Origin of the sequence: Kitasatospora sp. NPDC056327, from assembly GCF_042261735.1 — a bacterium.
Lineage (GTDB): Bacteria > Actinomycetota > Actinomycetes > Streptomycetales > Streptomycetaceae > Kitasatospora.
The window spans coordinates 1-26030 of the sequence record NZ_JBHJRC010000104.1 but is presented as its reverse complement, the minus strand read 5'-3'; the positions used below and the strand labels follow the sequence as shown (position 1 = coordinate 26030).

Annotated in this window: 20 protein-coding genes and 1 riboswitch; of the genes, 12 read left to right on the top strand and 8 right to left on the bottom strand. The window is 72.0% G+C overall.

Going from position 1 to position 26030, the window contains the following annotated elements; genetic code table 11:
* Positions 1–55: 55 nt before the first annotated feature.
* Together ACFCX4_RS17450 and ACFCX4_RS17445 are read right to left on the bottom strand one after the other, a co-directional pair.
* Entirely contained in the window at positions 56–1075 is a 1020-nt protein-coding gene (locus tag ACFCX4_RS17450) for a ribonucleotide-diphosphate reductase subunit beta (protein WP_376143273.1), read from the bottom strand.
* A complete protein-coding gene (locus ACFCX4_RS17445; protein WP_376143279.1) occupies positions 1075–3477 on the bottom strand; it encodes a ribonucleoside-diphosphate reductase subunit alpha in 2403 nt (800 codons plus the stop codon). The genes ACFCX4_RS17450 and ACFCX4_RS17445 overlap by 1 nt, the downstream gene beginning before the upstream one ends.
* Before the next feature lie 207 nt (positions 3478–3684).
* Positions 3685–3766: riboswitch (cobalamin riboswitch) on the bottom strand.
* Positions 3767–3962: 196 nt separating this feature from the next.
* Between ACFCX4_RS17445 and ACFCX4_RS17440 the strand changes: the two genes are divergently transcribed.
* The 5 genes from ACFCX4_RS17440 to ACFCX4_RS17420 all read left to right on the top strand — a co-directional run bounded on the left by ACFCX4_RS17440 (position 3963) and on the right by ACFCX4_RS17420 (position 11525).
* Entirely contained in the window at positions 3963–5051 is a 1089-nt protein-coding gene (locus ACFCX4_RS17440; RefSeq protein WP_376143271.1) for a hypothetical protein, read from the top strand.
* A gap of 270 nt (positions 5052–5321) precedes the next feature.
* Positions 5322–6839 carry a glycosyltransferase family 2 protein gene (locus ACFCX4_RS17435; protein ID WP_376143269.1) on the top strand — a complete coding sequence of 506 codons (1518 nt, stop codon included), beginning with the start codon at positions 5322–5324 and terminating at the stop codon, positions 6837–6839.
* Positions 6836–7924 (top strand): glycoside hydrolase family 26 protein, encoded by a 1089-nt coding sequence (locus tag ACFCX4_RS17430; RefSeq protein ID WP_376143267.1) that lies wholly within the window; start codon positions 6836–6838, stop codon positions 7922–7924. Before ACFCX4_RS17435 ends, ACFCX4_RS17430 begins: the two co-directional genes overlap by 4 nt.
* On the top strand, positions 7924–9783 hold the full coding sequence (locus ACFCX4_RS17425) for a glycosyltransferase family 39 protein (protein WP_376143265.1): 1860 nt from the start codon (positions 7924–7926) through the stop codon (positions 9781–9783). The genes ACFCX4_RS17430 and ACFCX4_RS17425 overlap by 1 nt, the downstream gene beginning before the upstream one ends.
* A gap of 2 nt (positions 9784–9785) precedes the next feature.
* Positions 9786–11525 carry a glycosyltransferase family 39 protein gene (locus ACFCX4_RS17420; protein WP_376143263.1) on the top strand — a complete coding sequence of 580 codons (1740 nt, stop codon included), beginning with the start codon at positions 9786–9788 and terminating at the stop codon, positions 11523–11525.
* A 16-nt stretch (positions 11526–11541) separates the two neighbouring features.
* Here the strand turns inward: ACFCX4_RS17420 and ACFCX4_RS17415 are convergent, their stop codons facing one another.
* Both ACFCX4_RS17415 and ACFCX4_RS17410 read right to left on the bottom strand, forming a co-directional pair.
* Complete coding sequence (locus ACFCX4_RS17415) at positions 11542–12036, bottom strand: GNAT family N-acetyltransferase (RefSeq protein ID WP_376143261.1); 495 nt, start codon at positions 12034–12036, stop codon at positions 11542–11544.
* Entirely contained in the window at positions 11979–12347 is a 369-nt protein-coding gene (locus ACFCX4_RS17410; RefSeq protein WP_376143259.1) for a hypothetical protein, read from the bottom strand. Before ACFCX4_RS17410 ends, ACFCX4_RS17415 begins: the two co-directional genes overlap by 58 nt.
* 93 nt (positions 12348–12440) lie before the next feature.
* Here ACFCX4_RS17410 and ACFCX4_RS17405 point away from each other — a divergent pair, with 93 nt between their 5' ends.
* Positions 12441–13412, top strand: a complete 972-nt coding sequence (locus tag ACFCX4_RS17405) for a helix-turn-helix domain-containing protein (RefSeq protein WP_376143257.1) — start codon at positions 12441–12443, stop codon at positions 13410–13412.
* A 179-nt stretch (positions 13413–13591) separates the two neighbouring features.
* Here ACFCX4_RS17405 and ACFCX4_RS17400 read toward each other — a convergent pair whose 3' ends face one another.
* From ACFCX4_RS17400 to ACFCX4_RS17385, 4 genes are all read right to left on the bottom strand, one after another.
* Positions 13592–14401, bottom strand: coding sequence for a histidine phosphatase family protein (locus ACFCX4_RS17400; RefSeq protein WP_376143255.1), 810 nt, complete (start codon positions 14399–14401; stop codon positions 13592–13594).
* 167 nt (positions 14402–14568) lie between these two features.
* Positions 14569–16119: a monocarboxylate uptake permease MctP gene (gene mctP / locus ACFCX4_RS17395; protein WP_376143277.1), complete on the bottom strand. Its 1551-nt coding sequence runs from the start codon at positions 16117–16119 to the stop codon at positions 14569–14571.
* Between the two features lie 59 nt (positions 16120–16178).
* Positions 16179–16460, bottom strand: a complete 282-nt coding sequence (locus ACFCX4_RS17390; RefSeq protein WP_376143253.1) for a DUF3311 domain-containing protein — start codon at positions 16458–16460, stop codon at positions 16179–16181.
* A 337-nt stretch (positions 16461–16797) separates the two neighbouring features.
* Complete coding sequence (locus tag ACFCX4_RS17385; protein WP_376143251.1) at positions 16798–17604, bottom strand: GntR family transcriptional regulator; 807 nt, start codon at positions 17602–17604, stop codon at positions 16798–16800.
* Positions 17605–17942: 338 nt separating this feature from the next.
* On the opposite strand from ACFCX4_RS17385, the gene ACFCX4_RS17380 reads away from it, so the two are divergent.
* The 6 genes from ACFCX4_RS17380 to ACFCX4_RS17355 all read left to right on the top strand — a co-directional run bounded on the left by ACFCX4_RS17380 (position 17943) and on the right by ACFCX4_RS17355 (position 25770).
* Complete coding sequence (locus ACFCX4_RS17380) at positions 17943–19238, top strand: extracellular solute-binding protein (RefSeq protein WP_376143250.1); 1296 nt, start codon at positions 17943–17945, stop codon at positions 19236–19238.
* Positions 19239–19328: 90 nt separating this feature from the next.
* Complete coding sequence (locus ACFCX4_RS17375) at positions 19329–20357, top strand: carbohydrate ABC transporter permease (protein WP_376143248.1); 1029 nt, start codon at positions 19329–19331, stop codon at positions 20355–20357.
* Complete coding sequence (locus ACFCX4_RS17370) at positions 20354–21181, top strand: carbohydrate ABC transporter permease (protein ID WP_376143246.1); 828 nt, start codon at positions 20354–20356, stop codon at positions 21179–21181. Before ACFCX4_RS17375 ends, ACFCX4_RS17370 begins: the two co-directional genes overlap by 4 nt.
* Positions 21182–21187: 6 nt before the next feature.
* On the top strand, positions 21188–22735 hold the full coding sequence (locus ACFCX4_RS17365) for a glycoside hydrolase family 3 protein (RefSeq protein WP_376143244.1): 1548 nt from the start codon (positions 21188–21190) through the stop codon (positions 22733–22735).
* A 449-nt stretch (positions 22736–23184) separates the two neighbouring features.
* On the top strand, positions 23185–24480 hold the full coding sequence (locus tag ACFCX4_RS17360; protein WP_376143275.1) for an extracellular solute-binding protein: 1296 nt from the start codon (positions 23185–23187) through the stop codon (positions 24478–24480).
* Positions 24481–24717: 237 nt separating this feature from the next.
* The gene (locus ACFCX4_RS17355) at positions 24718–25770 is read left to right on the top strand and encodes an SIS domain-containing protein (RefSeq protein WP_376143242.1); all 1053 of its coding nucleotides are present in this window, start codon (positions 24718–24720) and stop codon (positions 25768–25770) included.
* The last annotated feature ends 260 nt before the right edge of the window (positions 25771–26030 follow it).

The following is a 26030-nucleotide window of genomic DNA, read 5'->3' as shown; positions in this document are numbered from 1 at the left end:
GTGCCCCGCACGGCCGCGGCCGTGCGGGGCACCACTGTTTCGTCTTCTGCTGTCTCTAGAAGTCGTCGTCGAAGGCGACCGAGCCCTCGACGGCGACCTGGTAGGCGGAGACGCGGCGCTCGAAGAAGTTGGTCAGCTCCTGGACGTTCTGCAGCTCCATGAAGCCGAACGGGTTCGTCGAGCCGTAGCGGATCGGCAGGCCGAGGCGGGCGAGGCGCTGGTCGGCCACCGCCTGGAGGTACTCGCGCATCGACGCGGTGTTCATGCCGGGCAGGCCGTCGCCGCAGAGGTCCTGGGCGAACTGGAGCTCGGCCTCGACGGCCTCCTCCAGCATCTCCGTGACCTGCTTGGCCATCTCGTCGTCGAAGAGGTCGGGCTCCTCCTCGCGGACGGTGTCGACCACCGACATCGCGAAGTCCATGTGCATGGACTCGTCGCGGAATACCCAGTTGGTGCCGGTCGCCAGGCCGTGCAGCAGGCCGCGGCTGCGGAACCAGTACACGTAGGCGAACGCGCCGTAGAAGAACAGACCCTCGACGCACGCCGCGAAGCAGATCAGGTTGATGAGGAACGCACGGCGGTCCTCCTTGGTCTGCAGCGAGTCGATGTGGTCGACCGCGTTCATGTACTTGAAGCAGAACTGCGCCTTCTGGGCGATGGAGGGGATGTTCTCCACCGCCGCGAAGGCCGCGTTGCGGTCCTCCGGGTCGGGCAGGTAGGTGTCCAGCAGCGTCAGGTAGAACTGGACGTGCACGGCCTCCTCGAACAGCTGGCGCGACAGGTACAGCCGCGCCTCCGGGGAGTTGATGTGCTTGTAGAGGCTCAGCACGACGTTGTTCGAGACGATCGAGTCACCGGTCGCGAAGAACGCGACCAGCCGGCCGATCATGTGCCGCTCGCCCTCGCTCAGCTTCGCCAGGTCGGCGACGTCCGAGTGAAGGTCCACCTCCTCCACCGTCCAGGTGTTCTTGATGGCGTCGCGGTACCGGTCGTAGAACGACGGGTAGCGCATCGGGCGCAGCGTGAGCTCGAAGCCGGGGTCGAGCAGCATCTTGTCGCGGTCTTCGGAACTCATTACTGGCAGGCCTCGCAGGACTCGGGGTTCTCCAGGGAGCAGGCCAGCGCGGCCTCCTCCTCCGGGGTGAGGGTCGGAGTGTTCACGGGCACCGGGGCGGCGGCACGGGCGGTGCCCGAGGCGGCCTGGGCGATCCGGGTGGCCGGGCGCGAACGCAGGTAGTAGGTGGTCTTGAGACCGACCTTCCACGCGTAGGCGTACATCGAGCTGAGCTTGCCGATGGTCGGCGCGGCCATGAACAGGTTCAGCGACTGGCTCTGGTCGATGTACGGCATGCGGGCGGCCGCCAGGTCGATCAGCGCGCGCTGCGGCAGCTCCCAGGCGGTGCGGTACAGCGAGCGGACCTCCTCGGGCAGCCAGCCGAGCTCCTGCACCGAGCCGTTGGCGTCGCGCAGCGCGTCCCGGGTCTGCTGGTCCCAGACGCCGAGCTCCTTGAGGTCGCGCACCAGGTACGGGTTGACCTGGAGGAACTCGCCGGAGAGGGTCTCGCGCTTGAAGAGGTTGGAGACCTGCGGCTCGATGCACTCGTACACGCCGGCGATGGACGCGATGGTCGCGGTCGGCGCGATGGCGAGCAGGAGGGAGTTGCGCAGGCCGGTGACGGCGATCCGGGCGCGCAGCGCGTCCCAGCGCGCGGCCCAGTGCGGAGTCGTGGCGAAGTGGTCGATGTGCAGCTCGCCGCGGGCGGCGCGGGTCTCGCCGTAGGCCTCGTGGCGGCCCAGCTGCTCGGCCAGGTCGGCGGAGCGCTCGTAGGCGGTGAGCATGATGCGCTCGGCGATGAGCGTGGACAGCCGCGCGGCCTCGGCCGAGTCGAAGTCGATCCGCAGCTTGAAGAAGACGTCCTGCAGGCCCATCACGCCCAGGCCCACCGGGCGCCAGCGCGAGTTGGAGGCGCCGGCCTCGGGGGTCGGGTAGAAGTTGATGTCCACCACGCGGTCGAGGAAGGTGACGGCGGTGCGGACGGTGGCGTCCAGGCGCTCCCAGTCCAGGGCGTTCAGCAGGTCGTCGGCCGACGCGCCCTCGGCGACGTGGGCGCCCAGGTTGACCGAGCCGAGGTTGCAGACCGCGGTCTCGGAGTCGTCGGTGACCTCCAGGATCTCGGTGCAGAGGTTGGAGGAGTGGACGGTGCGGCCGGGCAGCGCGGTCTGGTTGGCGGCGCGGTTGGAGGCGTCCTTGAAGGTCATCCAGCCGTTGCCGGTCTGCGCCAGGGTGCGCATCATCCGGGCGTAGAGGGTCTGCGCGGGGATGGTGCGCACGGCCTTGCCGGCCAGCTCGGCCTTCAGGTACGCCTCGTCGAACTCGGCGCCCCACAGGTCGACCAGCTCGGGGACGTCGGCGGGGGAGAACAGCGACCAGTCCGCGTCGGCGTTGACCCGGCGCATGAACTCGTCCGGGATCCAGTGCGCCAGGTTGAGGTTGTGGGTGCGGCGCGCCTCCTCGCCGGTGTTGTCGCGCAGCTCCAGGAACTCCTCGATGTCCGCGTGCCAGGTCTCCAGGTAGACGCAGGCCGCGCCCTTGCGGCGGCCGCCCTGGTTGACGGCGGCGACCGAGGAGTCGAGGGTGCGCAGGAACGGCACGATGCCGTTGGACTTGCCGTTGGTGCCGCGGATCAGCGAGCCGCGCGAGCGGATCCGGGAGTAGGACAGGCCGATGCCGCCGGCGTGCTTGGACAGCCGGGCGATCTGCGCGTAGCGCGAGTAGATCGAGTCCAGGTTGTCGAGCGGGGAGTCCAGCAGGTAGCAGCTGGACATCTGGGGGTGCCGGGTGCCGGAGTTGAAGAGGGTCGGCGAGGAGGTCAGGTACTCCAGCCGGCTCATCAGGCGGTAGAGCTCGGCGACCTCGGCGACCGACTGCTCGGTGTCGCCGACCGCCAGGCCGCAGGCGACGCGGAGCAGGAAGTGCTGCGGGGTCTCGACGACCTTGCGGGTGATCGGGTGGCGCAGCAGGTAGCGGGACTGGACGGTGCGCAGGCCGAAGTACTCGAAGCGGTCGTCGCCCGCCGGGTCGACCAGGGCGTCCAGGGCGGCGGTGTGCTTGGCGACGAAGGCGGCGGTGGTGTCGCCGATCAGGCCCTCGGCGTGGCCGACCGCGATCGAGGTGGAGAACGAGACCACGCCCTCGCCCGCCGCCTCGTCGACGATCTCCAGCGCGAGCAGCCGGGCCGCGAGCTTCGAGTACTGCGGGTCCTCGGCGATCATCGACGCGGCGGCGTCCACGGCCAGCCCGCGCAGCTCGGCGAAGTCCGAGCCGGCGTGGCGGCCGCGGAGCGCGGCGGCGGCGACATGGCCGGGGTCGACCTGGGGGAGGTCGGCGCTGCGGTCGGTGAGGAGGCGCAGGAGGGCACCGCCGGGGTCGGAGACCGTGGGGGCGGCGGTGGCGGAGCTGGAACCCTGGGCGGGCAGGGTGGCTGAGGCAGCGGTGGTCAAGGCGCTCTCTCCTGGCGGCGATCGACGGGCGGTGGATCGGGGTGCCGGGCCGTTCGGGGCAGGGGAGTACGCCGCGCCGGCCCGGAGGCACCGCGCGTCTGTCGTCCCCGGCCCGCCCGCGAGGCCCGGTAGGTGGTGCTGGTGCGCGTGGCCTCTGCGGGGAGGCGCCGGCACGCCGTCGGCAGGTACTCGGACTCGCGGCGCCTCCCGGGGAGGCGGTCGCACACCGCTGCGGGGCAGTCCCGGAATCGCACCGGGTTCCCCTGCGTCGACAGCAGGAGTGAGCATACATCTAGTGGTGCTCGCTCGATGCGACACCACATGTTGTGCAGCGTGGCGTGTTGCTCCGATGACCGGCGGTGCCGGGGCGGGGCCGCGGACACCCGGCGGGGGCCCGGTTCCGAAACGGATTGGTCACCGGATCGGCCCCTCGTCCGGTGCATGCCCTACGATCTCGGCACATGAGCGAGGGAACGGGCGCGCCGGGGGAGTGGCCGAGCCGGGCGGTGCCCCCGGAGCGGGGCGGGCAGCCCGGCACACCGGGGCAGGCGCCTGTGCAGGGGCAGCCGCCGGTGCTGCCGCAGCCGGCCGGGCCGGTGCCGCCGTCCGGCGGGTTCGGGCCGCCCGCGACGCCGTACGTCCAGCCGGGGGTGCCGCCGCAGGGGCCGCCGCCGGTGGCGCCGCACGTGCCGTCCGGCGCGGTGCCGTACCCGCCGCAGCCGGGGCCGCAGCCGCCGCAGCCCGGACCCCCGCCGCAGCAGTTCGCCCCGTGGCCCCAGCAGGGCGGCGGGCCGGCCTCGCCGCCGGCCGCCGAGCCGGACTGGAACGCGATGGCGGACCGGCACGCCTCCGAGTCGCGCCGCCGCAAGCGCCTGTGGATCGGCGTGGTGGTGGCCGCCGCGGTGCTGGTCGGCGGTGTCGTCGGGGCCGGGGTGTGGCTCAACGGGCGGGACAAGGGCGGTGACGGCCCCGGGCCGGCCGCGAGCGGTTCGGCCACCGGCAGTCCGTCGGCGACGGCCGCGCCCACCGCGCAGGCGCTGGCGGTCATCTCCGACGCCGCCACCGACAAGCTGCCGGTCGACGCCGCGACGCTGTTCCCGGACCAGACCCGCACGGTCGACGGCAGGGTGTGGACCCGTCAGGTGACCGGGGCGACCGCGCCCTGCTCCAAGGCGACCACCGGCGGGCTCGGTCTCGCGCTCGGTGACGACACCTGCCGTTCGCTGGTCCGCGCGACGTACGTCAACGGCGAGAGCGCCGTCACCGTCGGCGTCGCGGTCTTCGACAACAAGGCGGGCGCGGACCGCGCGCTGGGCCGGCACGCGGGCCTGATCCAGGGTCTGTCCGGCACCGGCGTCGCGATGTTCTGCGTGACCGACAAGTCGGGCTGTGCCGAGACGCACGCCGCGATCGGCCGCTTCGGCTACTTCACGGTGGCCGGTTCGCTGAAGCAGGGGGCGGACCAGAGCGACCAGCTCGCGGCGGCGGCCGCCGCCGCGCTGGCGGACCGCACCAAGGAGGTCCTGCTGGGCCGCGGGCGGGCCGGCTGACGGTCCGCGCCGGACGGTCGGCGGGGGCGCCCGGAGCGGGCGTTCACGGGGGCGCCACGGGGGGGCGGTGCCGCCCGAACGGCCCGGGAGGGGCCGTGGAGGCGGTCGGATAGGATGACCGCCTCCGGGGGGAGAGTGCGCCCCGATGGCCGCCCTGACGGGGAATCAGCAAGCAGGAGGTACCGCGCGGTGAGCGCTGCCGTCCAGGCGACCGGCAGAAGGCGCAGAGCGGCGGGCCGCAGACGCGGACCGGGGGAACCCGTTCCGGCGATGCTGCTGCCGGCGCCCCCCACTTCGCAGGAGAAGTACGGCTACACCGTCCGCCACCAGTGGGTGCTGACCCTCTGTTCGGTGGTGAGCTTCGGCTGCCTGGTGGTCAGTCAGGCCGAGCTGTACTCCTTCGGGTCGTGGTTCTGGCTCTGCGTGCCGTTCCTGTTCTTCACGGTCGTCTACTACGTGGTGTCGCTGCGGGTGAACAGCTTCACGCCCAACTTCGACCTCAAGGCGCACCGCCGGCTGGTCCGGCAGTGGAACCCCGCCGAGTACCCGACGGTGGACGTGTTCCTGCCGGTCTGCGGCGAACCGATCGAGGTGCTGCACAACACCTGGACGTACGTGCGCAAACTGGCCGAGCACTACCCGGGCCTGGTCATGCCGTTCGTCCTGGACGACGCGGCGAGCCCGGAGGTCGAGGCGATGGCCGCGGACTTCGGCTTCCGCTACGGCGTGCGGGAGAACCGCGGCTGGTTCAAGAAGGCCGGCAACCTGCACTACGGGTTCGGGCGCTCGGACGGCGAGTTCGTCCTCATCCTGGACGCCGACTTCGCGCCCCGGCACGACCTCCTGCACGAGGTGCTGCCGTACCTGGGGCGGGACCCGAAGCTGGGCATCGTGCAGTCGCCGCAGTTCTTCCGGGTGCTGGACTCGCAGAACTGGATCGAGCGCGGCGCCGGCGCCGTACAGGAGCTCTTCTACCGCTCGGTGCAGGTGGCCCGGCAGCGCAACGACGGCGCGATCTGCGTCGGCAGCTGCGCGGTCTACCGGCGGGCCGCGCTGGTGGAGAACGGCGGCACCACGCTGATCGCCCACTCCGAGGACGTGCACACCGGCTTCGACCTGCGGGCCCTCGGCTGGGACCTGCAGTACATACCCGTGGCGCTGTCCACCGGCGTCTGCCCGGACAACGCGGCGGCCTTCCAGAACCAGCAGTACCGCTGGTGCATGGGCTCGATGTCGCTGATGACCAGCCGCAAGTTCTGGCGCACCGAGCTCGACTTCACCACCCGGCTCTGTTACGTCTCCGGGTTCCTCTACTACATCCACACCGCGCTGCTGACCTTCGCGCTGCCAGTGCTGCCGATCATGCTGCTGCTCTGGCGGCCGGACCTGCTGCAGATCCGGCACCTGGTCCTGGTCCTGCCCAGCCTGGTGTACGCCACCCTGATCTTCCCGCTCTGGCACCGGGCGCCGTACCGGCTGGAGGCCTGGGCCGGGCGGATGATGTACGGCTGGGCGCACTTCTTCGCGGTCTGGGACCTCCTGCGGGGCCGTCAGCGCGGCTGGCAGCCGACCGGCTCCGGTAAGGCCAGGGCCCGGCAGCGCCGCTTCTGGGCCGGGGTGATCGTCTGGGGCGGGGGTTCCGCGCTGGTCTGGGTGGTCGCGGCGGCCTACCGGATGTTCACCCTGAACCCGCTGGACTTCGCCCTGGTGCTCTCCTCGGGCCTGTTCTACGCGGTCACCGTCGGCCGCATCCTCATCCAGCCCCGATCCCAGGACGCCGTGGCATGACCCTCCCCACCCGCGCCGCCGGCCCCGGCCGCCGGGCGCGCGCCGTTCTGCTGCGCGCGCTCGCGGCGGCCCTGCTGGTGCTCCCGCTGGCCGCCTGCGACCTGCTCGGCGAGAAGCCGCTCGGTCCGGCCGCCGCGGCCCCGGCCGTCACGGCCTCCGCCGGCGTCACCGGGGGCACCACCGCCCCGGCCGCCCCGGTGAAGGCCCCGACCACCCCCGCGGCCCCGCTGCCGTACGACGTCCGGCCGCTGCTCAAGCCCGCGAAGAAGTACCTGGGCGTGGCCGTCGACGGCGCCCCGCAGTCGATGGCCGGCGTCGACGAGTTCGCCGGCCGGATCGGCAAGCGGCCGAACATCGTCGAGTACTACTCGGGCTGGGGGGACGAGTACGACGTCAAGGGCGTGACCAACTCCTGGCAGGCCGGCGCGCTGCCGTTCATCGCCTGGGAGCCGTACCGGACACCGCTGGCGGACATCGCGGCCGGCAAGCACGACGACTACGTCAAGCGCTACGCGGCGGCGGTCCGCAACACCAACGTGCCGGTGGCGATCAGCTTCGCCCACGAGTTCAACGGGACCTGGTACGACTGGGGCACCAAGAGCACCACGGCGGCCGACTTCGTCGCCGCCTACCGGCACCTGCACGACGTGTTCACCCAGCTCGGCGTCGGCCAGGTGATCTGGGTCTGGAGCCCGAACAGCATCAACCCGGTGCCGACGGTCGCCCTCAAGCCGTACTACCCCGGTGACACCTACGTCGACTGGGTCGGCATCGTCGCCTACTACACCCACCTTGAGGCCGGCACCTTCGACACCCTCTACACGCCCACCCTCACGCAGATCCGCACCTTCACCGACAAGCCGTGGATCATCGCCGAGACGGGCTCCGAACCGGGCACCCGCAAGGTGTCCGACATCTACAACCTCGCCGCGAACGTGGTCAAGCGTCCGGACTGCCTGGGCTTCATCTGGTTCAACCTCAACAAGGAGGTCGACTGGCGGATCGAGGGCGACCCGCAGTCCCAGAACGCCTTCAAGCAGGCGGTCTCCGACGGCCGTTACAGCTTCGATGTGAAGAGCCCCTGATGACGTCCTCCCCCGCACAGCCCGGCCGTCGCCGGATCCCCGGCCCGCGCCCGGAGGCCGTGTCCGGCCCGCCGGAGGGCGCCGGGTCCGTCGGCCTCCACCCGTCGCCGCCGCCCCGGCACCAGGAGGAACGGGCCGGTGGCGGCGAGCGGTTCACCGGACCGGGACCGGACGGCGGTGCGGACGGCGCCGGGCCGTCCGGCGGCGGGCCCGCGTCCGGGCGGGCGTCCGGGGCGGTGGAGGCCGGCGGCCCCGGCGCCTCCGGTGCGCCCGGTGGCGAGGCCGGTGACGGGGCCGTCGGCGACGGCCCCGCCGAGGCCCCCGGCTACACCCTGCCGCCCGTCCCCGAGGCCAGCTGGACCCTCGACTCCGGCCGCCGCCGCTCCTGGATCAGCCGCGCGCTGCTGCTGGGCATCCTGCTGATCCAGACCGCGATGTCCGTCCGGCTGTCGAACACCGCCTTCCAGGACGAGGCGCTCTACATGTACGCCGGGCACGCGCAGCTCTCGCACTGGCTGTACGACACCCCGGTGCCCAAGGACTACAACACCTACTTCTCCGGCGCGCCGACCCTGTACCCGATCGCCGCCGCGGTGCTGGAGAACCACTTCGGCATGCTCGGCGTCCGGCTGTTCAGCCTGCTCTGCATGCTGGGCGCGACCTCGCTGCTCTACGGCTTCAGCCGGCGCCTGTTCAACGAGCGGGTCGCGCTCGGCGCCGCGGCGATGTTCGCGGTGACCCAGTCGACCGTGGTGCTCGGCTTCTTCGCCACCTACGACGCCCCGGCGGTGCTGCTGCTGGCCCTGGCGATCTGGATCGTGGTGCGCACCGACCGGGCACCCGCGGCCGTCGTGCTGGCCGCCGCTCCGGTCGCGGTGCTGGCGGTGGGCCTGAAGTACGCCTCGGCGCTCTACCTGCCCAGCCTGGTGCTGCTGGCGGTGCTCACCGGGCGGCGCAACCGCAACCGCCAGCCGCTGCTGCGCGGGGTGCTGCTCGGGGGCGGCGCGGGCGCCCTGCTCTGGCTGGGGACGACCTTCACCGACTTCCTCTCGGGCGTCCGGGCGACCACCACCCAGCGTGCGCACGGCACCGAGCCGTGGACCGAACTCGCCCGGCAGTGCGTGGAGTTCGGCGGTCTGATGTTCCTCACCGCGGTCGGTGGCGCGGTCGCGTACGCGCTGCGCGGGCGGATGAACGAGTCGCCGCTGGTGCGCACGATGACCGGGCCCGGCCGGCGCAGGCGGATGCTGCTCGGCCTGCTGCTGACCGGCACCGCGCTGCTCGCCCCCGCCTACCAGATGCACCTCGACACCTCGGTCGCGCTGTACAAGCACCTCGGCTTCGGCCTGCTCTTCGCCGCGCCGATGGCCGGCATCGGCCTGGCCCGGCTGGTCGGCCCGCACTTCCGGCACCCGCAACTGGGGATCCTGCTCTGGGTGGTGACGCTGGCCCTCGGCCTGAGCCAGTCGACCTGGCGGTTCGACACCTGGCCCGACTCCTCCCGGATGACCGAGGTGGTGCGCGGGCACGTCACCGCCACCGGCCGCTACCTGGCCTCGGCCGACAACGTCCCGGTCTACTACACCCGGGACCTGACCCTGCAGAGCCAGTGGACGTCCACCTACGGCATCGGCTACGTCGACGGGGCGGGCACCCTGCGGACCGGTGACGACGGCTACCGCGCCGCCATCGCGGACGGCTGGTTCGACCTGGTGGTGCTCGACGGCGTCGCGACCCCGGAGACGGACCGGGTGGTGGCGGAGGCGATCGCCCTGAGCCCGCACTACCGGCTGCTCGGACGCATTCCCTTCACACACGTCGGTGGAACCGGGTACTACCGGATCTGGGTCAGACAGTAGCGATGACGATCCAGACCAGGGCGACGGGCGCGTCCGCGGACGTGCCGCCGGAGCCCAGCCACCCGCCCAGGCCCGTGTTCCCGCCCGCGCCGGCCGCGCCGCCCGCTCCGCCGGTGCCGGTGCCGGTGCCCGCCGTGCCCGCGCCCGCCGCCGTGCCCCCCGGCGGCCCGGCGACCGCCCCGCCGGAGGCCGACGAGCGGACCCCGCCGTGGCGCGCCGCGCTCGCCGTCGCCCTGCCGCCCGCACTGCTCACCCTGCTGCTCTGCCTCTACGGCATCGGGGACCGCCAGCTCTGGCGGGACGAGCACGCCTCCTGGTGGGCGGCCTCGCTCTCCTGGTCCGACCTCGGCGCGCTCACCGCGAACATGGACCTGGTGCTGGCCCCCTACTACGTGCTGCTGCACCTCTGGACCGCGGTGGCCGGCGACTCCGAGGCCGCGCTGCGGCTGCCGTCGGCCTTCGCCATGTCCGCCGCGGCCGGCGGGGTGGCCCTGCTCGGCCGCCGGCTGCTGTCGCCGCGGTCCGGGCTGCTCGGCGGCCTGCTGTTCGCCGTCTGCCCCGCGATCACCTGGTACGGCCAGGACGCCCGGCCGTACGCCTTCGCCGTGCTGGCGGCGGTCGGCAGCACCCTGTGGCTGACCCGGCTCGTCCAGGACCGTCCGGCCCCGGCGGCGGCCCCGCCGGCGCCGCGCGCCGTCCTGATCCCCTGGGCCGGGTACGGGCTCACCGTGGCCGCCATGGGGCTGACCCACGTGGTGACGCTGATGGTGCTGCCCGGCCACCTGCTGCTGGTCGTCCGGGAGTTCCGCCGGGCGCAGACCGCGCCGCAGGACGACGGGACCCGCTGGGTGCTGCCCGGCCGGTGGGCCCTGGCCGCGGCGGGGGCGGTGCTGCTGCTGAGCCCGCTGCTGCTGCTCGGCGCCGGGCAGAGTGCGCAGATCGCCTGGAACGCCCGCGACTGGGACGACCTCGGCGCGCTCGTCGCGGACCTCACCGGCTCCGCCGCGCTCGGCTGGACCCTGCTGGTCCTGGGCGTGCTGGGGGCGGTGAGCCTGCTGGTGCTGCGGCAGCGGGCCGGCGGCCTGCTGATCTGCTGGGCGCTGGCCCCCGTGCTGGTGACCCTGGTCACCGCGCACTGGCTGCACCTGTTCCTCGCCCGCTACCTGCTCTTCACGGTGCCCGCCTGGGCCCTGCTGGGAGCCGAGGCGGTCGGCCGGCTGCCCGGTCTGGTCGCCCGCTTCGCCGCCTCCGGGACACCGCCGCGCCGACTGGTCGGCCCGGCCCCGCTGGTGGTGGCCGTCGCGCTGGCCGCCGCCCTCGCCTGGCCCGCCCAGGCGGCCGTCCGGCACGACCTGGCGGGGGAGGCGGACGCCCGGGCCGCCGCCCGGCTGATCGCCGAGGGCCTGCGTCCGGGGGACGGCGTGGTCTACGAGCCGGGCAGCTCGCTGCGCCGGGCGCTGGCCTACGAGCTGCGCGGCCGCCCGGCCCCCGGGGACAGCCTGCTGCGGGTGTCCCCGGAGCGGGCGGGCAGCTTCGGCGCGCTGGAGTGCGAGGAGCCGGCCCGCTGCCTGGCCGGGACGCGGCGGGTCTGGCTGCTGCTGGCCGGCGCCGACCGCCGGCCGTTCGGCGCGGTCCCGGACAGGGTGGCGAAGGAGCTGAACGGCTTCCGCCAGGTCCGCACCGAGACCGTGCCCCATCTGCGGGTGGTGCTGCTGGAGCGCAAGCCCGGGTCCGGGGGCTGACCGGGCGGGCGGCGGCTCAGAACGCGATGCCGTAGACCATCAGGTCGAGCCCCGGCAGGGGCGACCAGTCGCGCTCCGGGGCCCGTCGGAAGCCGACCCGCTCGTAGATCCGGTGGGCGGTGGTCATCCCCGGCTGGGTGGAGAACGCCATGCCGGCCAGGCCGAGTTCACGGCTGCGGGCGAGTGCGGCGCGGACCAGGGCCTCGCCGACGCCGCGTCCGCGGGCGGCCGCGGCGGTGGCGAGCATCCGGATCTCGCCCTCCTCGGGGGTGGCGATGTCCGCCCACGCGGTGCCGCCGACCGCGAAGGTCACACAGCCGAGGACGGTGCCCGCGGCGGCGTCCACCGCCACGAGCAGCTCGGCCTCGCGGGCCCGGGTGGCCGCGTCGCGCAGCCGGTGGACGTAGTCGCTGCCGGGGGAGGTGAAGCCGTCGTCGACGAAGGCCTCGACGGTTATGCGGCCGGCTTCCTCGAACTCCTCGGCGCGGGCCGGGCGGATGACGATGTCCATCCGGCCAGTGTGCCGGAGTCCCCGGGGACGACGGTGAGCGGGGTGAGGGCCTCCGGTTCGCCGGGGGCGGCAGCGGTGACAGCGGTGGCGGTGGCGGGGTCGGCGGACGGGCGGAGCGAGGCGGCGGGCATGGTGCCGTAGAGCCGGTCGGGCAGGGCGGGGTCGACGGGATAGCCGCCCGGGCGGTGCCAGTTGTCGCGGCCGGTGGCCCGGTGCTGCGCCACCTCGCGTCCGATCAGGCCGCCGAGCAGGCCGAACCCGCCGACCACTCCGAGCAGGGCGAGTGCGCCGGCGAGGGTGTCGGAATTCATGGGTCCACTCTCCCGGCGCCGCCGGGCCCGGACGAGTGGCAGGAATGCCCGATCACATCGAAAAACTGCCATTGCCCGCGCTACCCTGGCGGCATGCCGAAGAACGTGGTCGCCGTCGTCATGGAGGACATCCACCCCTTCGAGCTCGGGGTGGCCTGTGAGGTGTTCGGCCTGGACCGCAGCGAGGACGGGCTGCCCGCGTACGACTTCGCCATCGCGGGCGCCCGTTCCGGCCCGCACCGCACCCACGCCGGGTTCGTGATCGACGTCCCGCACGGGCCCGAGCGCCTCGCGACCGCCGACCTGGTGGTGGTGACCGCCAGCTCCCTGCGCGGCGACTACCCGCAGCCGCTGCTGGAGGAGCTGCGGGCGGCCGTCGAGCGCGGTGCCCGGGTGCTGTCCATCTGCAGCGGCGCCTTCGTGCTCGGCGCGGCCGGCCTGCTCGACGGCCGCCGCTCCACCACCCACTGGCGGTACACCGCCGAACTGGCCGCCCGCCACCCGCTGACCACCGTCGAGCCGGACGTCCTGTACGTGGACGACGACCCGGTGATCACCTCCGCCGGCACGGCGGCCGGCATCGACGCCTGCCTGCACCTGGTGCGCAGGCTCCAGGGGGCCGAGGTCGCCCGGGGGATCGCCCGCCGGATGGTGGTGGCGCCGCACCGCGAGGGCGGGCAGGCGCAGTTCGTCTGCCGCCCGGTGCCGGAGACCGACGGGGACTCGCTGGCCCCGCTGCTCGACTGGATGCGCCACCACCTGGACGAGGAGTCGACCGTCGAGCAACTGGCCGCCCGGGTCCACATGTCACCGCGCACCTTCGCCCGGCGCTTCCACGAGGAGACCGGCACCACCCCGCACCGCTGGCTGACCGGGCAGCGGCTGCTGCTCGCCCAGCGGCTGCTGGAGTCCACCACCGAGCCGGTGGACACCATCGCCGCCCGCTGCGGCTTCGGCAACGCGGCCACCCTGCGGCACCACTTCGGCCGCCGGCTGGGCACCACACCGCTGGCCTACCGCCGCTGCTTCGCCGAACCCGCCGCCGCGGTCACCACCCGGGTCTAGGGCGTCTCTTGTGGATCTTGTCGGACAGGCCGCGGCGTTGGGGTGCGTGCATCGCAGGGCGGAGGAGGGAGCCACTGCGGAGCATCGGCGACCGACGACAACGCGGCGAGGTGCGTGCCCCGGCGTCGCGGGCCCGGCAGTGATCCACAAGAGACGCCCCAGGTCCTCCGGCGGAGGGCTCAGCCCGCCTCCTCCAGGTGTCCGGTCTGGTTCCAGCGGTCCGGGCGCAGCCGGCCGCCCTCGGCCCGCCAGACGCTGGCGGAGCAGTTGCGCACCGGCTCCAGCGCGGTCAGCTGGTCCTCGGTGAGCCGGTCCAGCACGTAGCGGAGCATGAGCACGGTGCAGTCGTGGGCGACCAGCAGGACCGGCCGCCCGGCCTCCTCGGCGCAGATGTCGCGCAGCACGCTGCGCACCCGGAGCGCGACGTCGGCCCAGGACTCCCCGCCGGGCGGGCGGTAGTACAGCTCGCCCATCTTCCGCCGCCGGGCCGCCTCCTCCGGCTGCCTGGTCTCGATGGCGGCCTTGGGCAGCATCTCCAGGACGCCGAGCTCGCGGTCGCGCAGCCGCTCGTCGTAGCGGACGGAGAGCGAGACCGGGACGGCGCCGAGGCCGGCCGCCTGGGCGAGCGCGATCCGGGCGGTCTCGGCGGTGCGGACGTACGGCGAGCACCAGACGCTGCGCGGGCGGTCGGCGCTGGGCAGGCCGGCCCACCAGCGGCCGAGTCCGTGGGCCTGCTGCTGGCCGTGCAGGGAGAGCGGGATGTCCGCGTCCCGGCAGCTGATCGGCACGCTGAGCGCCCCGGCCGCCTCGGCGAGCTGGAACTCGATGTTGGCGGTGGACTCCCCGTGGCGGGTGGCGATCAGGACGGACGGGACGGTGGGCAGGCCGGTGGCCGCGGCGCCGCCGCCGGCCCGGTGCGGTGCGGCCGGCCGGTGCCGTCCGTCGGTGTGGTGGTGCTGTCCGTTGAGGGTGGTGCCGAGGTCTGCCATTGCCGCCGCTCCCCGTGGGTCGATCAGTTGCCGGCCGGTTGCCGGTCCGGTCTGGTTGGTGCCCTGCGTGTGGTGCCCCATGCATGCGGCTGTTCATACATATGATCGCGCCGTCCCCTCCAGTGTTGATGGAGGAGACGGCGCGACCACAGGGCGCGCAGGGCGTATCAGTGCGCCGCCACGGGCTCCGGCGCGTTCTCCGGCGCCTCCTCGCCGCCCTCGGCGCCGTAGTCGCCCGGCCGGGTCTCGTCGGGCCCGTCGGGCGCCTTGACGGCGCGCAGCACCAGGGTGAGCGCCACCGAGACCAGCAGGTTGAGGACGAAGGCGGTGAGGCCGATGTAGCCGATCTCGCCGATGCCGGGGATCTCGGCGGCGTTCCCGCCGAAGTGCTTGGTCTTGGGGCTGGCGATCCCGTAGGCCTCCCAGGTGCCGTAGACCATGCCGGCCGCCCAGCCCGCCAGCAGCGCCCAGTGGTGGAACCAGCGGGTGAACAGGCCGCCGACGATCGACACGAAGGTCTGCAGGATCCACAGGCCGCCGAGCAGCTGGAGGTTGATCGCCGCCTGCTTGTCCATGCCGAGCACGAAGACCAGCGCGCCGACCTTGACCAGCAGCGAGACCAGCTTGGCGACCCGGGTCTCGTCGGCGGGGGTGGCGGCGGGCCGCAGGAACTCCTTGTAGACGTTGCGGGTGAACAGGTTCGCCGCGGCGATGGACATGATCGCCGCCGGGACGAGCGCGCCGATCCCGATCGCGGCGAAGGCGACGCCGGTGAACCAGTCCGGGAACATGTTCTCGAACAGCTGCGGCACCGAGAGCTGGGTGTTGAAGTTCTTGTCGCCCTTGCCGACCCCGGCCGCGATCGCCATGAAGCCGAGCAGGGCGAGCAGCCCCAGCATCAGCGAGTAGGCGGGCATGATCGCCATGTTCCGGCGCACGGTGTTGCGGGACTTCCCGGCCAGCACGCCGGTCACCGAGTGCGGGTACATGAACAGCGCCATCGCCGAGCCGATCGCCAGCGTGGCGTACGTCCACTGCTTGTTCTCGGGCACGGTGAGCGAGCCGGCGGACTTCGGCGCGGAGAACCGCTCGCCGACCGCGTCGAAGATGTGGCCGTAGCCGCCGAGCCGGATCGGGATGTAGATCACCGCGACGATGATCACCACGTAGATCAGGGTGTCCTTGACGAAGGCGATCAGCGCCGGCGCGCGCAGGCCCGAGGAGTAGGTGTACGCGGCGAGCACGCCGAAGGCGATGAACAGCGGCAGGTCCTTGACGAACCAGTTGGCGTTCTCGCCGCCGCCGACGCCCAGCACGTCCAGCACCGCCTGGATGCCGACCAGCTGGAGGGCGATGTACGGCATGGTGGCGAGGATGCCGGTCAGCGCGATCATCAGGGACAGCGGCCGGGAGCCGTACCGTCCGCGGACGAAGTCGGCCGGGGTGACGTAGCCGTGCACCCGGGAGACCGACCAGAGCCGGGGGAGGAAGAGGAAGACCAGCGGGTAGGCGATGATCGTGTAGGGGACGGCGAAGAAGCCCGCGGCGCCGGTCGCGTAGACCGCCGCGGGGACGGCGACGAAGGTGTAGGCGGTGTAGAGGTCGCCGCCGAGCAGGAACCAGGTGATCCAGGTTCCGAAGCTGCGCCCGCCGAGCCCCCACTCGTCCAGGTGCAGCGCGTTGTCGGCCCGCCGCCACCGGGAGGCGAGGAAGCCCATCACGGTGACCAGCAGGAAGAAGAGGACGAACACCGTCAGCGCGGGCACGTTGACCCCGTTCACCGGAGGTCACCCGCCTTCGGCGCCCGGGCGGCCCGGCGGGCCTTCTCGTCGCGGTTGATCAGCAGGTAGGCGGCCACCGTGAAGACGGCCGAGACCGGCACCCAGAGCAGCTGGTACCAGTAGAAGAAGGGGACGCCGCCCACCTCGGGGTCGGTCTTGTCGTACGAGGCCACCCAGAGCATCGCGACGATCGGCACCAGCAGGGCGAGTGCGGCCAGCACCCGCTCCGGGGTGACCGCCGGGAGGCCGGGGCCGGGGGGCCCTTCTGGCTCGGGCATGACAGGTCGGTCGCTGTCGAGATCTGACGACATGATTCGGCTCCGCTTCGGAGGGTTCACCTCGCCGGCGCCGCAACCCCCGGGGAACGGCGCACCCCCGTGAGTCCGCCGAGCAGCACCACCGGTGATCGGCATCAGTACGGATGCGGAATCTAGAGCATCCCGTGATGCGTGTCACCGGATGCGGGACAACTTCCCGCCATCCGGACGCGGCGCGCGCCGCCGGGGTGCTCCGCGCGCCGGGGGCGGACACGACGGACCCCGGCGCACGCGGGGTGCGCGCCGGGGTCCGGAAGCACGGGAGCGGGGGGCGGACGGGGGAGGGGCGGGGGCGGTGCTACGCCCGCTCGGGCCGGCCCGGCCGCTGGAGGCGGGTGATGAACTTGTAGCGGTCGCCGCGGTAGATCGAGCGGACCCACTCGACCGGGTTGCCCTCGTCGTCGAAGGAGTGCCGGGCGAGCTGCAGCATCGGCAGGCCGAGGTCGGAGCCGAGCAGCCCGGCCTCGCGCGGATCGGCCAGGGTGGTCTCGATGGTCTCCTCGGCCTCGGCCACGGTCACCCCGTACACCTCGCGCAGCGCGGTGTAGAGCGAGTTGTGCTTGGCGAGGTTGCGGCGCAGGGCGGGGAAGCGCTTGGCGGAGAGGTGGGCCACCTCGATGGCCATCGGGTCGGCGTTGGCCAGCCGGAGCCGCTCGATCCGCAGCACCCGGCCGCCGGGCTTGATGTCCAGCAGCGGGGCGATCCGCTCGTCGGCCGAGATGTAGCCGATCTCGATCAGCCGGGAGGTGGGCTCCAGGCCCTGGGCGCGCATGTCCTCCGTGTAGGAGGTGAGCTGGAGGGCCTGGGCCACCTTGGGCTTGGCGACGAAGGTGCCCTTGCCCTGGATGCGCTCCAGCCGGCCCTCGACGACCAGTTCCTGCAGGGCCTGGCGGACGGTGGTGCGGGAGGTGTCGAACTGGGCGGCCAGTGCCCGTTCGGGCGGAACCGGCGTGCCGGCGGGCTGGGTCTCGGTGAGCTGCAGCAGGTGACGCTTGAGGCCGTAGTACTTCGGGACCCGGGCTGTCGGGTCCGCGCCGGCCTGGGGGAGAATGTTCTTCACCTGGGGGTCGTTGACCTGGGCCGTGCTGCCCCCGTCGCTGCTCATCGGACCTGTCTCCCGCTTCTCGCAGGGCCCCCGGGGAACCCCGCCGCCTCATTAACAGCTCACATCGTTGCATGTATGGCTACGGAACGAATACCTCATCACGCGATGAACGATGTGCGGTGTCGGCTTGATAACGGGTGGTCCGGATCGGTCGAACAGCCGTTGACAGGCCCATTGGTCTAGGCCAAGCTCCAGGCATCTGGTCTACACCACTAGGCCGGTCACTATGAATCCCCCCCACCCGTTCGCTGGAGCCCGCGGCACCATTCCTCCCACCTTGTGTGGGTATGCCGCCGCTGCCACCCGACGGGGGTACAGGCATCCCTCAGGAGGATGGCGTGAAGCGTCAGCTCATCGCGGCGGTCGGCGTCGCGGCCATGGTTGTTGGTCTCGCGGCTTGTGGCTCGGACGCCAAGAAGACCGAGAGCACCAGCAGCGCGTCGGGCGACTCGACGGCCGCGGGCAAGAAGGACTACAACGGCAAGACGCTCAAGGTGTGGCTGATGACCGGCTCGGCCCCCAAGGGCTGGGACGAGGCCGTCAAGACCGAGTTCGAGACCACCTACCCGGGCTCCAAGGTCGAGTACCAGATCCAGGAGTGGACCGGCATCGGCCCCAAGGTCACCGCCGCGCTGTCCGAGGGTTCCGTCGACGTCCTGGAGGTCGGCAACACCCAGACCGCCGGCTACGCCGCCACCGGCGGTCTGCTGGACATCACCAAGGACAAGGCGAACATCGGCGGTGCCGACTGGGCCGCCAACCAGAACGAGTCCGCCATCCTTGAGGGCAAGCAGTACGCCGCCCCGTGGTTCGTCACCAACCGCGTGGTCTCCTACAACAAGGACCTCTGGGCCAAGGCCGGTCTGACCGACACCCCGAAGACCCTGGACGACTTCTACGTCGCGCTGGACAAGCTCAAGGCCACCGCGGGCGTCGCCGACCCGATCTACATGCCGGGCCAGGAGTGGTACGTCTACTTCGGTCTCCTCACCAGCGAGGGCGGCAAGCTCGCGAAGAAGGACGGCGACAAGTGGACCGGCGGGCTGTCCAGCCCCGAGGCCCAGAAGGCGTTCGACATCTACAAGAAGCTCCAGAGCTACTCGACCCTGGGTGGCAAGGACAAGGACGAGGCCAAGCCCCAGCAGAAGGACATCTTCGGCAAGGGTGACATCGGCTCGATCATCGGTCTCGGCTGGGAGCTCCCGGACGAGAAGGCCATGGCCAAGGACAAGATCGGCTTCTTCCCGCTCCCGGGCAAGACCGCCGACAAGCCCTCCGGCGTGTTCCTCGGCGGCTCGAACCTGGCCATCGCCTCGGCCAGCAAGAACACCGACATGGCCAAGGACTTCCTGAAGATCGCCCTGAACGACAAGAACGAGGGCGCGGTCGCCGCCTCGGGTCTCATCCCGAACAAGGCGTCGCTCAACGACAAGGTCGTCGGCGACTTCGCCTCCGCCGCGAAGCTGGCCGCCGGTGCGGGTGGCATCACCCCCACCACCCCGAACTGGGCGAGCGTCGAGAACGACCCGAACCCGATCAAGGAGTTCCTGACCGCCGCGCTGACCGGCGACTACAACGCCGCGGCCAAGAAGGCCGACGACGAGATCGCCAAGCGTCTCAACGCCAAGCAGTAGGAAGTCGAGCGGCGTCGCTCACCGGCCCCCGGCGGGGGGCCGGTGGGCGGCGCCTGTCCGTCGTGGTCGGGTTGTTAGGAAGAGAGAACGATGGCTGTGCATTCGGAGCGGGTGCAGACACAGTCCCCGGATTCAGGGAAGGCTGCTGTGGCCACTATTGAGACGGGCGCCGCACGCGGTGGCGGCGCCGGCACCGCGAAGAAGAGCGCCAGACCGGCGGACGGGCGAAGCTTCGGCGCCCGGATCGCGCCGTACCTGCTGCTCGCGCCGGCCACCCTGGCCACCCTGGCCCTGCTGGGCTGGCCCCTGCTGAAGACCGTCCTGGTCTCGTTCCAGAACCTGAACGCGCGCCAGCTCGTCCAGCACCTGACCGAGTGGAACGGCTTCGAGAACTACACCGAGCAGCTGTCCGACCCGGAGTTCTGGTCGGTCACCGGCCGCTCCGTGGCCTTCACCGTGCTCAACGTCTTCCTGATCATGGTCGGCGGAGCGCTGGTCGGTCTGCTGCTCAACCGGCTCGGCAAGAAGATGCGGCTGCTGCTGTCCATCGGCCTGCTGCTCGCCTGGGCGATGCCGGTGGTCGCCTCGACCACCGTCTACACCTGGCTGTTCGAGACCAACTTCGGTGTCGTGAACTGGCTGCTGGACACCCTCGGCTGGCACTCGATGGCGGCCTACAACTGGACCGGCACCCAGTACTCGACCTTCTTCGTGATCCTCCTGCTGCTGGTCTGGGGCTCGATCCCGTTCGTGGCGTTCAACATGTACGCGGCGCTGACCACCATCCCCAAGGAGCTCTACGAGGCCGCCCGGATGGACGGCGCGGGGTCGGTCAAGATCTTCACTTCGGTGATGTTCCCCAACCTGAAGCCCTTCTTCCTGGCCACGACCTTCCTTGAGGTCATCTGGATCTTCAAGGCCTTCACCCAGATCTACGCGATCAAGGCCGGCGGTCCCGACGGGCTCACCCGCACCCTGCCGATCCACGCCTTCCTAGAGGGCTCCGGCCGCCAGCACTACGGCACCGGTGCCGCGATCGCGGTGCTCACCATCCTGATCCTGGGCGCGCTGATGGCGTACTACTTCCGGATCATTCTGAAGCAGGAGGACGAGCTGTGAGGCGCTCGCTCATCGGACGCACCTGGCCGAACGTCATCGCGGTCGTCCTCTTCGTCTTCTTCGCCTTCCCCGTCTACTGGATGATCAGCACGGCTTTCAAGCCGACGAAGGACATCGTCAGCAAGACGCCGGTGTTCATCCCGCTGGACGCCACCTTCGAGCACTTCAAGACCGCGGTCAACGTCCCGAAGTTCTGGACCTACACCGCCAACAGCTTCATCGTCACGGTGCTCGCCGTGGTCATCTCGCTGGTGATCGCCACCCTGGCGTCCTTCGCCGTCGCCCGGATGCGCTTCCGCGGCCGCAAGGCCTTCGTCCTGGTCATCATGGCCGCCCAGATGGCGCCCTGGGAGGTCATGACCATCGCGGTCTACCTGATCTCCCGCGACAACCAGATGCTGAACAGCCTCGTGCCGCTCACCGCCTTCTACATGATGATGGTGCTGCCCTTCACGATCTGGACGCTGCGCGGCTTCATCGCCGCGGTGCCGAAGGAGCTGGAGGAGTCGGCCATGGTGGACGGCTGCACCCGCACCCAGGCCTTCGTGAAGGTGATCTTCCCGCTGCTGGCGCCGGGTCTGATGTCCACCTCGCTGTTCGGCTTCATCACGGCCTGGAACGAGTTCCCGCTCGTCCTGATCATCAACAAGACCGACGGTCAGACCCTGCCGCTGTGGCTGTCCTCCTTCCAGACCGCCTTCGGCAACGACTGGGGCGCCACCATGGCGGCATCGACGCTGTTCGCCCTGCCGGTGCTGATCCTGTTCGTCTTCCTGCAGCGCAAGGCGGTCGGTGGCCTCACCGACGGCGCCGTGAAGGGCTGATCCCCCGTGAGCATCCTCGTACCCACCCTCCCGGCCTCCGACCAGCTGCACCGCGACGCACTGACCGTCCTCCAGCCCGGCTTCGTCGGCACCGAGCCGCCGGAGTGGCTGCGCCGCCACCTGGCGGCCGGCCTGGGCTCGGTCGCCCTGTTCGACCGCAACGTGGCCGACCTCGGCCAGCTCGCCGCGCTCACCGCCGCGCTGCGGGCCGAGAACCCCGACCTGCTGATCGCCATCGACGAGGAGTCCGGCGACGTCACCCGGCTGGAGGCGGGCTCCGGCTCGTCCTGGCCGGGCAACCTCGCCCTCGGCGCGATCGACGACCCGGCGCTGACCCGGGACGTCGCCCGTGAGCTGGGCCGGGCGCTGGCCGCGGCCGGCGTCAACTACAACTGGGCGCCCACCGCCGACGTCAACTCCAACCCGCGCAACCCGGTCATCGGCGTCCGTTCCTTCGGCGCCGACCCGGAGCTGTGCGCCCGGCACACCGCCGCCTGGGTGGAGGGCCTGCAGTCGGCCGGTGTCGCGGCCTGCTCCAAGCACTTCCCCGGCCACGGCGACACCGCCGTCGACTCGCACCACGGCCTGCCCGTGATCGACGTCGACCTGGACGTGCTGCGCGCCCGCGACCTGATCCCGTTCCAGGCCGCGATCGCCGCCGGGACCAAGGCCGTGATGACGGCCCACATCATGATCCCGGCGCTCGACCCGAAGCTGCCCGCCACGCTCAGCCCCAGCGTGCTGCGCGACCTGCTGCGGGCGGCCCCGGCCGACGGCGGCCTGGGCTACCAGGGCCTGATCGTCAGCGACGCGATCGAGATGGGCGCCATCGCCGACACCTTCGGCATGGGCGAGGGCAGCGTGCTGGCCCTGGCGGCCGGCGCCGACGCGATCTGCGTGGGCGGCGGTCTGGCCGACGAGGCCACCGTGCTGATGCTGCGCGACGCCATCGTGGCGGGCGTGCAGTCCGGCAAGCTCCCGGAGGAGCGGCTCGCCGACGCGGCCGCCCGGGTGCGCGCGCTGGGCAGCTGGGGCCGGATCGCGGCCCAGGGCGAGCGGCCGGAGGCGGACCTCGCGGTCGGCCTGCGGGCGGCCCGCCGGGCCCTGCGGGTGGTCCGCGCGCCGGGCCGGGAGGTCCTGCCGGTGACCGAGCGTCCGTTCGTGGCCTCGTTCTCCGCCGAGCCGAACGTCGCCGTCGGCGACGTCACCCCGTGGGGCGTGGGCGGCATGCTGGCCGACCGCTTCCCCGGCACCCGGACCCTGGAGATCGGCGCCGAGGCGGCCGGTTCGCTGGACGCGGTGGTGGACGAGGTGCTCGCCGGCGCCGAGGGCCGCCGCCTGGTGCTGGTCGTGCGGGACGCGCACCGGCACGAGTGGATGTCGGCCGCGCTGGCCCGCCTGGTGGCGGCCCGGCCGGACGCCGCGGTGGTCGAGATGGGCCTGCCGCAGTCCGAGCCGGTCGGCGCGCTCCACATCGCCACCCACGGCGCCGCCCGGGTCTGCGGCCTGGCCGCCGTCGAGGTGCTCACCGGGCAGCCGGGGGCGATCGGCTGAGTCCTCGCCGGACAGTCCTCCGGGGTGCCGGGAGGCACCTGCCCAACGGGCCCGTCATGCGCATGCCGCATGGCGGGCCCGTCGCCGTTCCCGGCCCGTAGCGCGCCGTTTGACCTGCGTCCTTCAGAATCTGACGGTGTTCCCTCAAATCCCCCTTAAGGCAGCCTTAAGTTCTACTTAGGGTGATCGTCGGACGACTGATCGCCACGCGGTACAACAGGTCTGCAACGGCCTTGGCTGCCTGGCCATTTGGCGTTGACACCAACTGTGGTCTAGGCCAGGCTCCAGTCCATCCGGTTCGAATTTCAATTTCGCCGGATGTGGTATTGGCCCACCCACAGGCTCTTCGCCGCCCTTCCCCGGACACCGTCCCGTCGGGCACCGGCGCTCTGCCGGCGGGCAAAAGCTCTAAAACACCCTCGGAGGATGGCGTGAGAAAGCGTCGGTTCATGGCGACGGTCGGCATCATGGCGCTGGCCGCCGGTCTGACGGCGTGTTCCTCGGGCGGCAAGGCGTCCAGTGACGCCAAGACCGCCTCGGCGGACCCGCAGGCCGCGACCGGTACCGTCACGGTCTGGCTGATGGACGACGCCCAGAAGAGCTGGCCGGACCTCGTCCAGCGGGTCAACGACGAGTTCGCCGCCAAGTACCCCAAGGTCACCCTGAAGCTGGCCTACCAGGGCTGGGCCGACAAGGTGGCCAAGCTGGACAAGGCGATCGCCGACGGCACCGCCCCGGACGTGGTCGAGCTCGGCAACACCGAGACCATGAAGTACGTGCTCTCCGGCGCGCTGGCTCCGGTGGAGCGCACCACCTTCGACAACTCGGACACCTGGATCAAGGCGCTCGCCAACACCTGCACCTACCAGGACAAGCTCTGGTGCGTGCCCTACTACGCGGGCGCCCGGGTCGCGATCTACAACTCGGCCGCCTTCCAGCAGGCCACCGGAAGCGGCGAGTTCCCGAAGACCGAGGACGAGCTGCGTGCGGCGCTCGACAGGATCGCCGACAAGAACAAGGCCGACCGGACCTTCTCCCCGCTCTACCTGCCCGGCCCGTACTGGTACGCCGCGATGAGCTACGTCTCCGCGTACGGCGGCGCCATCGCCCGCTTCGACAGCGGCGGCAACTGGCACGGCACCCTGAGCGACCCCAAGTCCCAGCAGGGCATCAACCACTTCGTCGAGCTGGTGCGCAAGTACAACAAGGGCGACCAGGCGGTCAACGAGCAGAACCAGTACGAGGCGATGGCCCGCGGTCACGCGGCGTCCTTCTACGGGAACGGCTTCGAGGCGGCCAGCGTCGGCGCGCCGGTCACCGGCGACCCGGCCCTGAAGGACTCGGTCAAGGTGGCCACCATGCCCGGCCCCAACGGCAAGCCGCTGCCGACCTTCATCGGCGGCTCGGCCCTCGCGGTCACCGCCAAGTCGCCCACGGCGCCCCTGGCCACCGACTGGGTCCGGATGTTCACCAGCGCCAAGTCCGAGCAGGCGCTGGCCGACAAGGACATCCTGCCGAACAACCTCACCCAGCTGAACCCGCTGAAGAACAAGCCGGCCACCGCCGCCGCGGCCAACGCGGTGCCGGACGCCTGGTTCACCCCGCTGGCCCCCGGCTGGGGCGCGGTGGAGAAGCAGAAGATCCTGCCCGACATGCTGACCGCGATCCTCAAGGGCAAGCCGGTGGACCAGGCGGCCAAGGAGGCGGACGCCGCCATCGACCAGCTGATCAACAAGGCCGGCTGAGCCGCCGCTCCCAGCGACGCCGGAGCCCCTCCCCGCACCACCGGGAGGGGCTCCGCGCACGCCGTCACCCGCGGGACCTGCCGCGGCCGCCTCGCCGGATGTGCTCCCGGCGGACGGCCCCCGTAGGATTGCCGCAGCATTCACCGCAGCGAGTGTGCGGACTCGCCGCCGTAGAGGTCCCCGCCGGGCACTCCCGTCCGTGCGGGGTGGAACCATCTCATCGGAGGCACACCCAAGATGTCCGACACGCAGACCGTCCCTGGCCGGATCATGGCGGCGGAGATGGCCGAGCAGCCGGCCGTCCTGCAGCGCATCCTCGACGAGGGCGCCCCCAAGATCTTCGAGGTCGCGTCCCAGATCGCCGCTCGCAAGCCCCGGTTCGTCCTCCTGACGGCGCGCGGCACCTCGGACAACGCGGCGCTGTACGCCAAGTACCTCATCGAGATCCTGCTGGGCAAGCCGGCCGGCCTGACCTCCATGTCCACCACCACCGCCTACGGTGCCAAGCCGGACCTCACCGACGTCCTGGTGATCACCGTCAGCCAGTCCGGCGGCTCGCCGGACCTCGTGGCCTCCACCAAGGCGGCCCGCGAGGCCGGCGCGATCACCCTGGCGGTCACCAACAACGCCGGTTCGCCGCTGGCCGAGGTCTCCGAGTTCCACATCGACGTGCTGGCGGGCCCGGAGAAGGCCCTTCCGGCCACCAAGACCTACACCGCCGAGCTGCTCGCCCTCTACCTGCTGATCGAGGGCCTGCGCGGCGGCGACGGCGCGGCCGCCAAGGACCTGCCGGAGCTGGCCACCGGCATCCTGGCCCGCCAGGACGAGGTCAAGGCCCTGGCCGAGCGCTACCGCTTCGCCCAGCGCCTGGTCATCACCTCGCGCGGCTACGGCTACCCGACCGCCCGCGAGGCGGCGCTGAAGCTGATGGAGACCACCTACATCCCGGCCTCCCCCTTCTCCGGCGCCGACCTGCTGCACGGCCCGCTGGCCATGGTCGACAACGTCTCCCCGGTCATCGCGATCGTTCCGGACGGCAAGGGCGGCGAGGCCCTGCAGCCCGTCCTGGACCGTCTGCGGGGCCGTGGCGCCGACCTGGTCGTGGTCGGCCAGCAGGCGCAGGTCGAGGCCGCCTCGGCGGGCTTCGCGCTGCCGGCCGGCGTGCCCGAGGAGGTCCAGCCGATCCTGGAGATCCTGCCGCTGCAGCTGCTGGCCTACGAGGTCACCATCGCCCGCGGCCAGGACCCGGACGCCCCCCGCGCGCTCGCCAAGGTGACCGAGACCCACTGAGGCACCGGCGCGGCAACGCCCGAGCCCCCGCCCACAGGTTGTGGGCGGGGGTCGGGACGGCTCAGCAGATGGGCGCGGTACTTCTCGACCACCGCTTCCCGGGTGCCCGGCCACCGAGAGGCCGAGCCCCGCACAGACCAGCCCTCCGGCGCTCACCGCCGAGGCCCCGTACCGGTCGGCCAGCGACCCGGCGGCCGCCGAGAGCAGCGCCCCCGGCAGGGTCAGCACCCCGAAGAGCCCCGCAGCCCCCGGCCCGTATC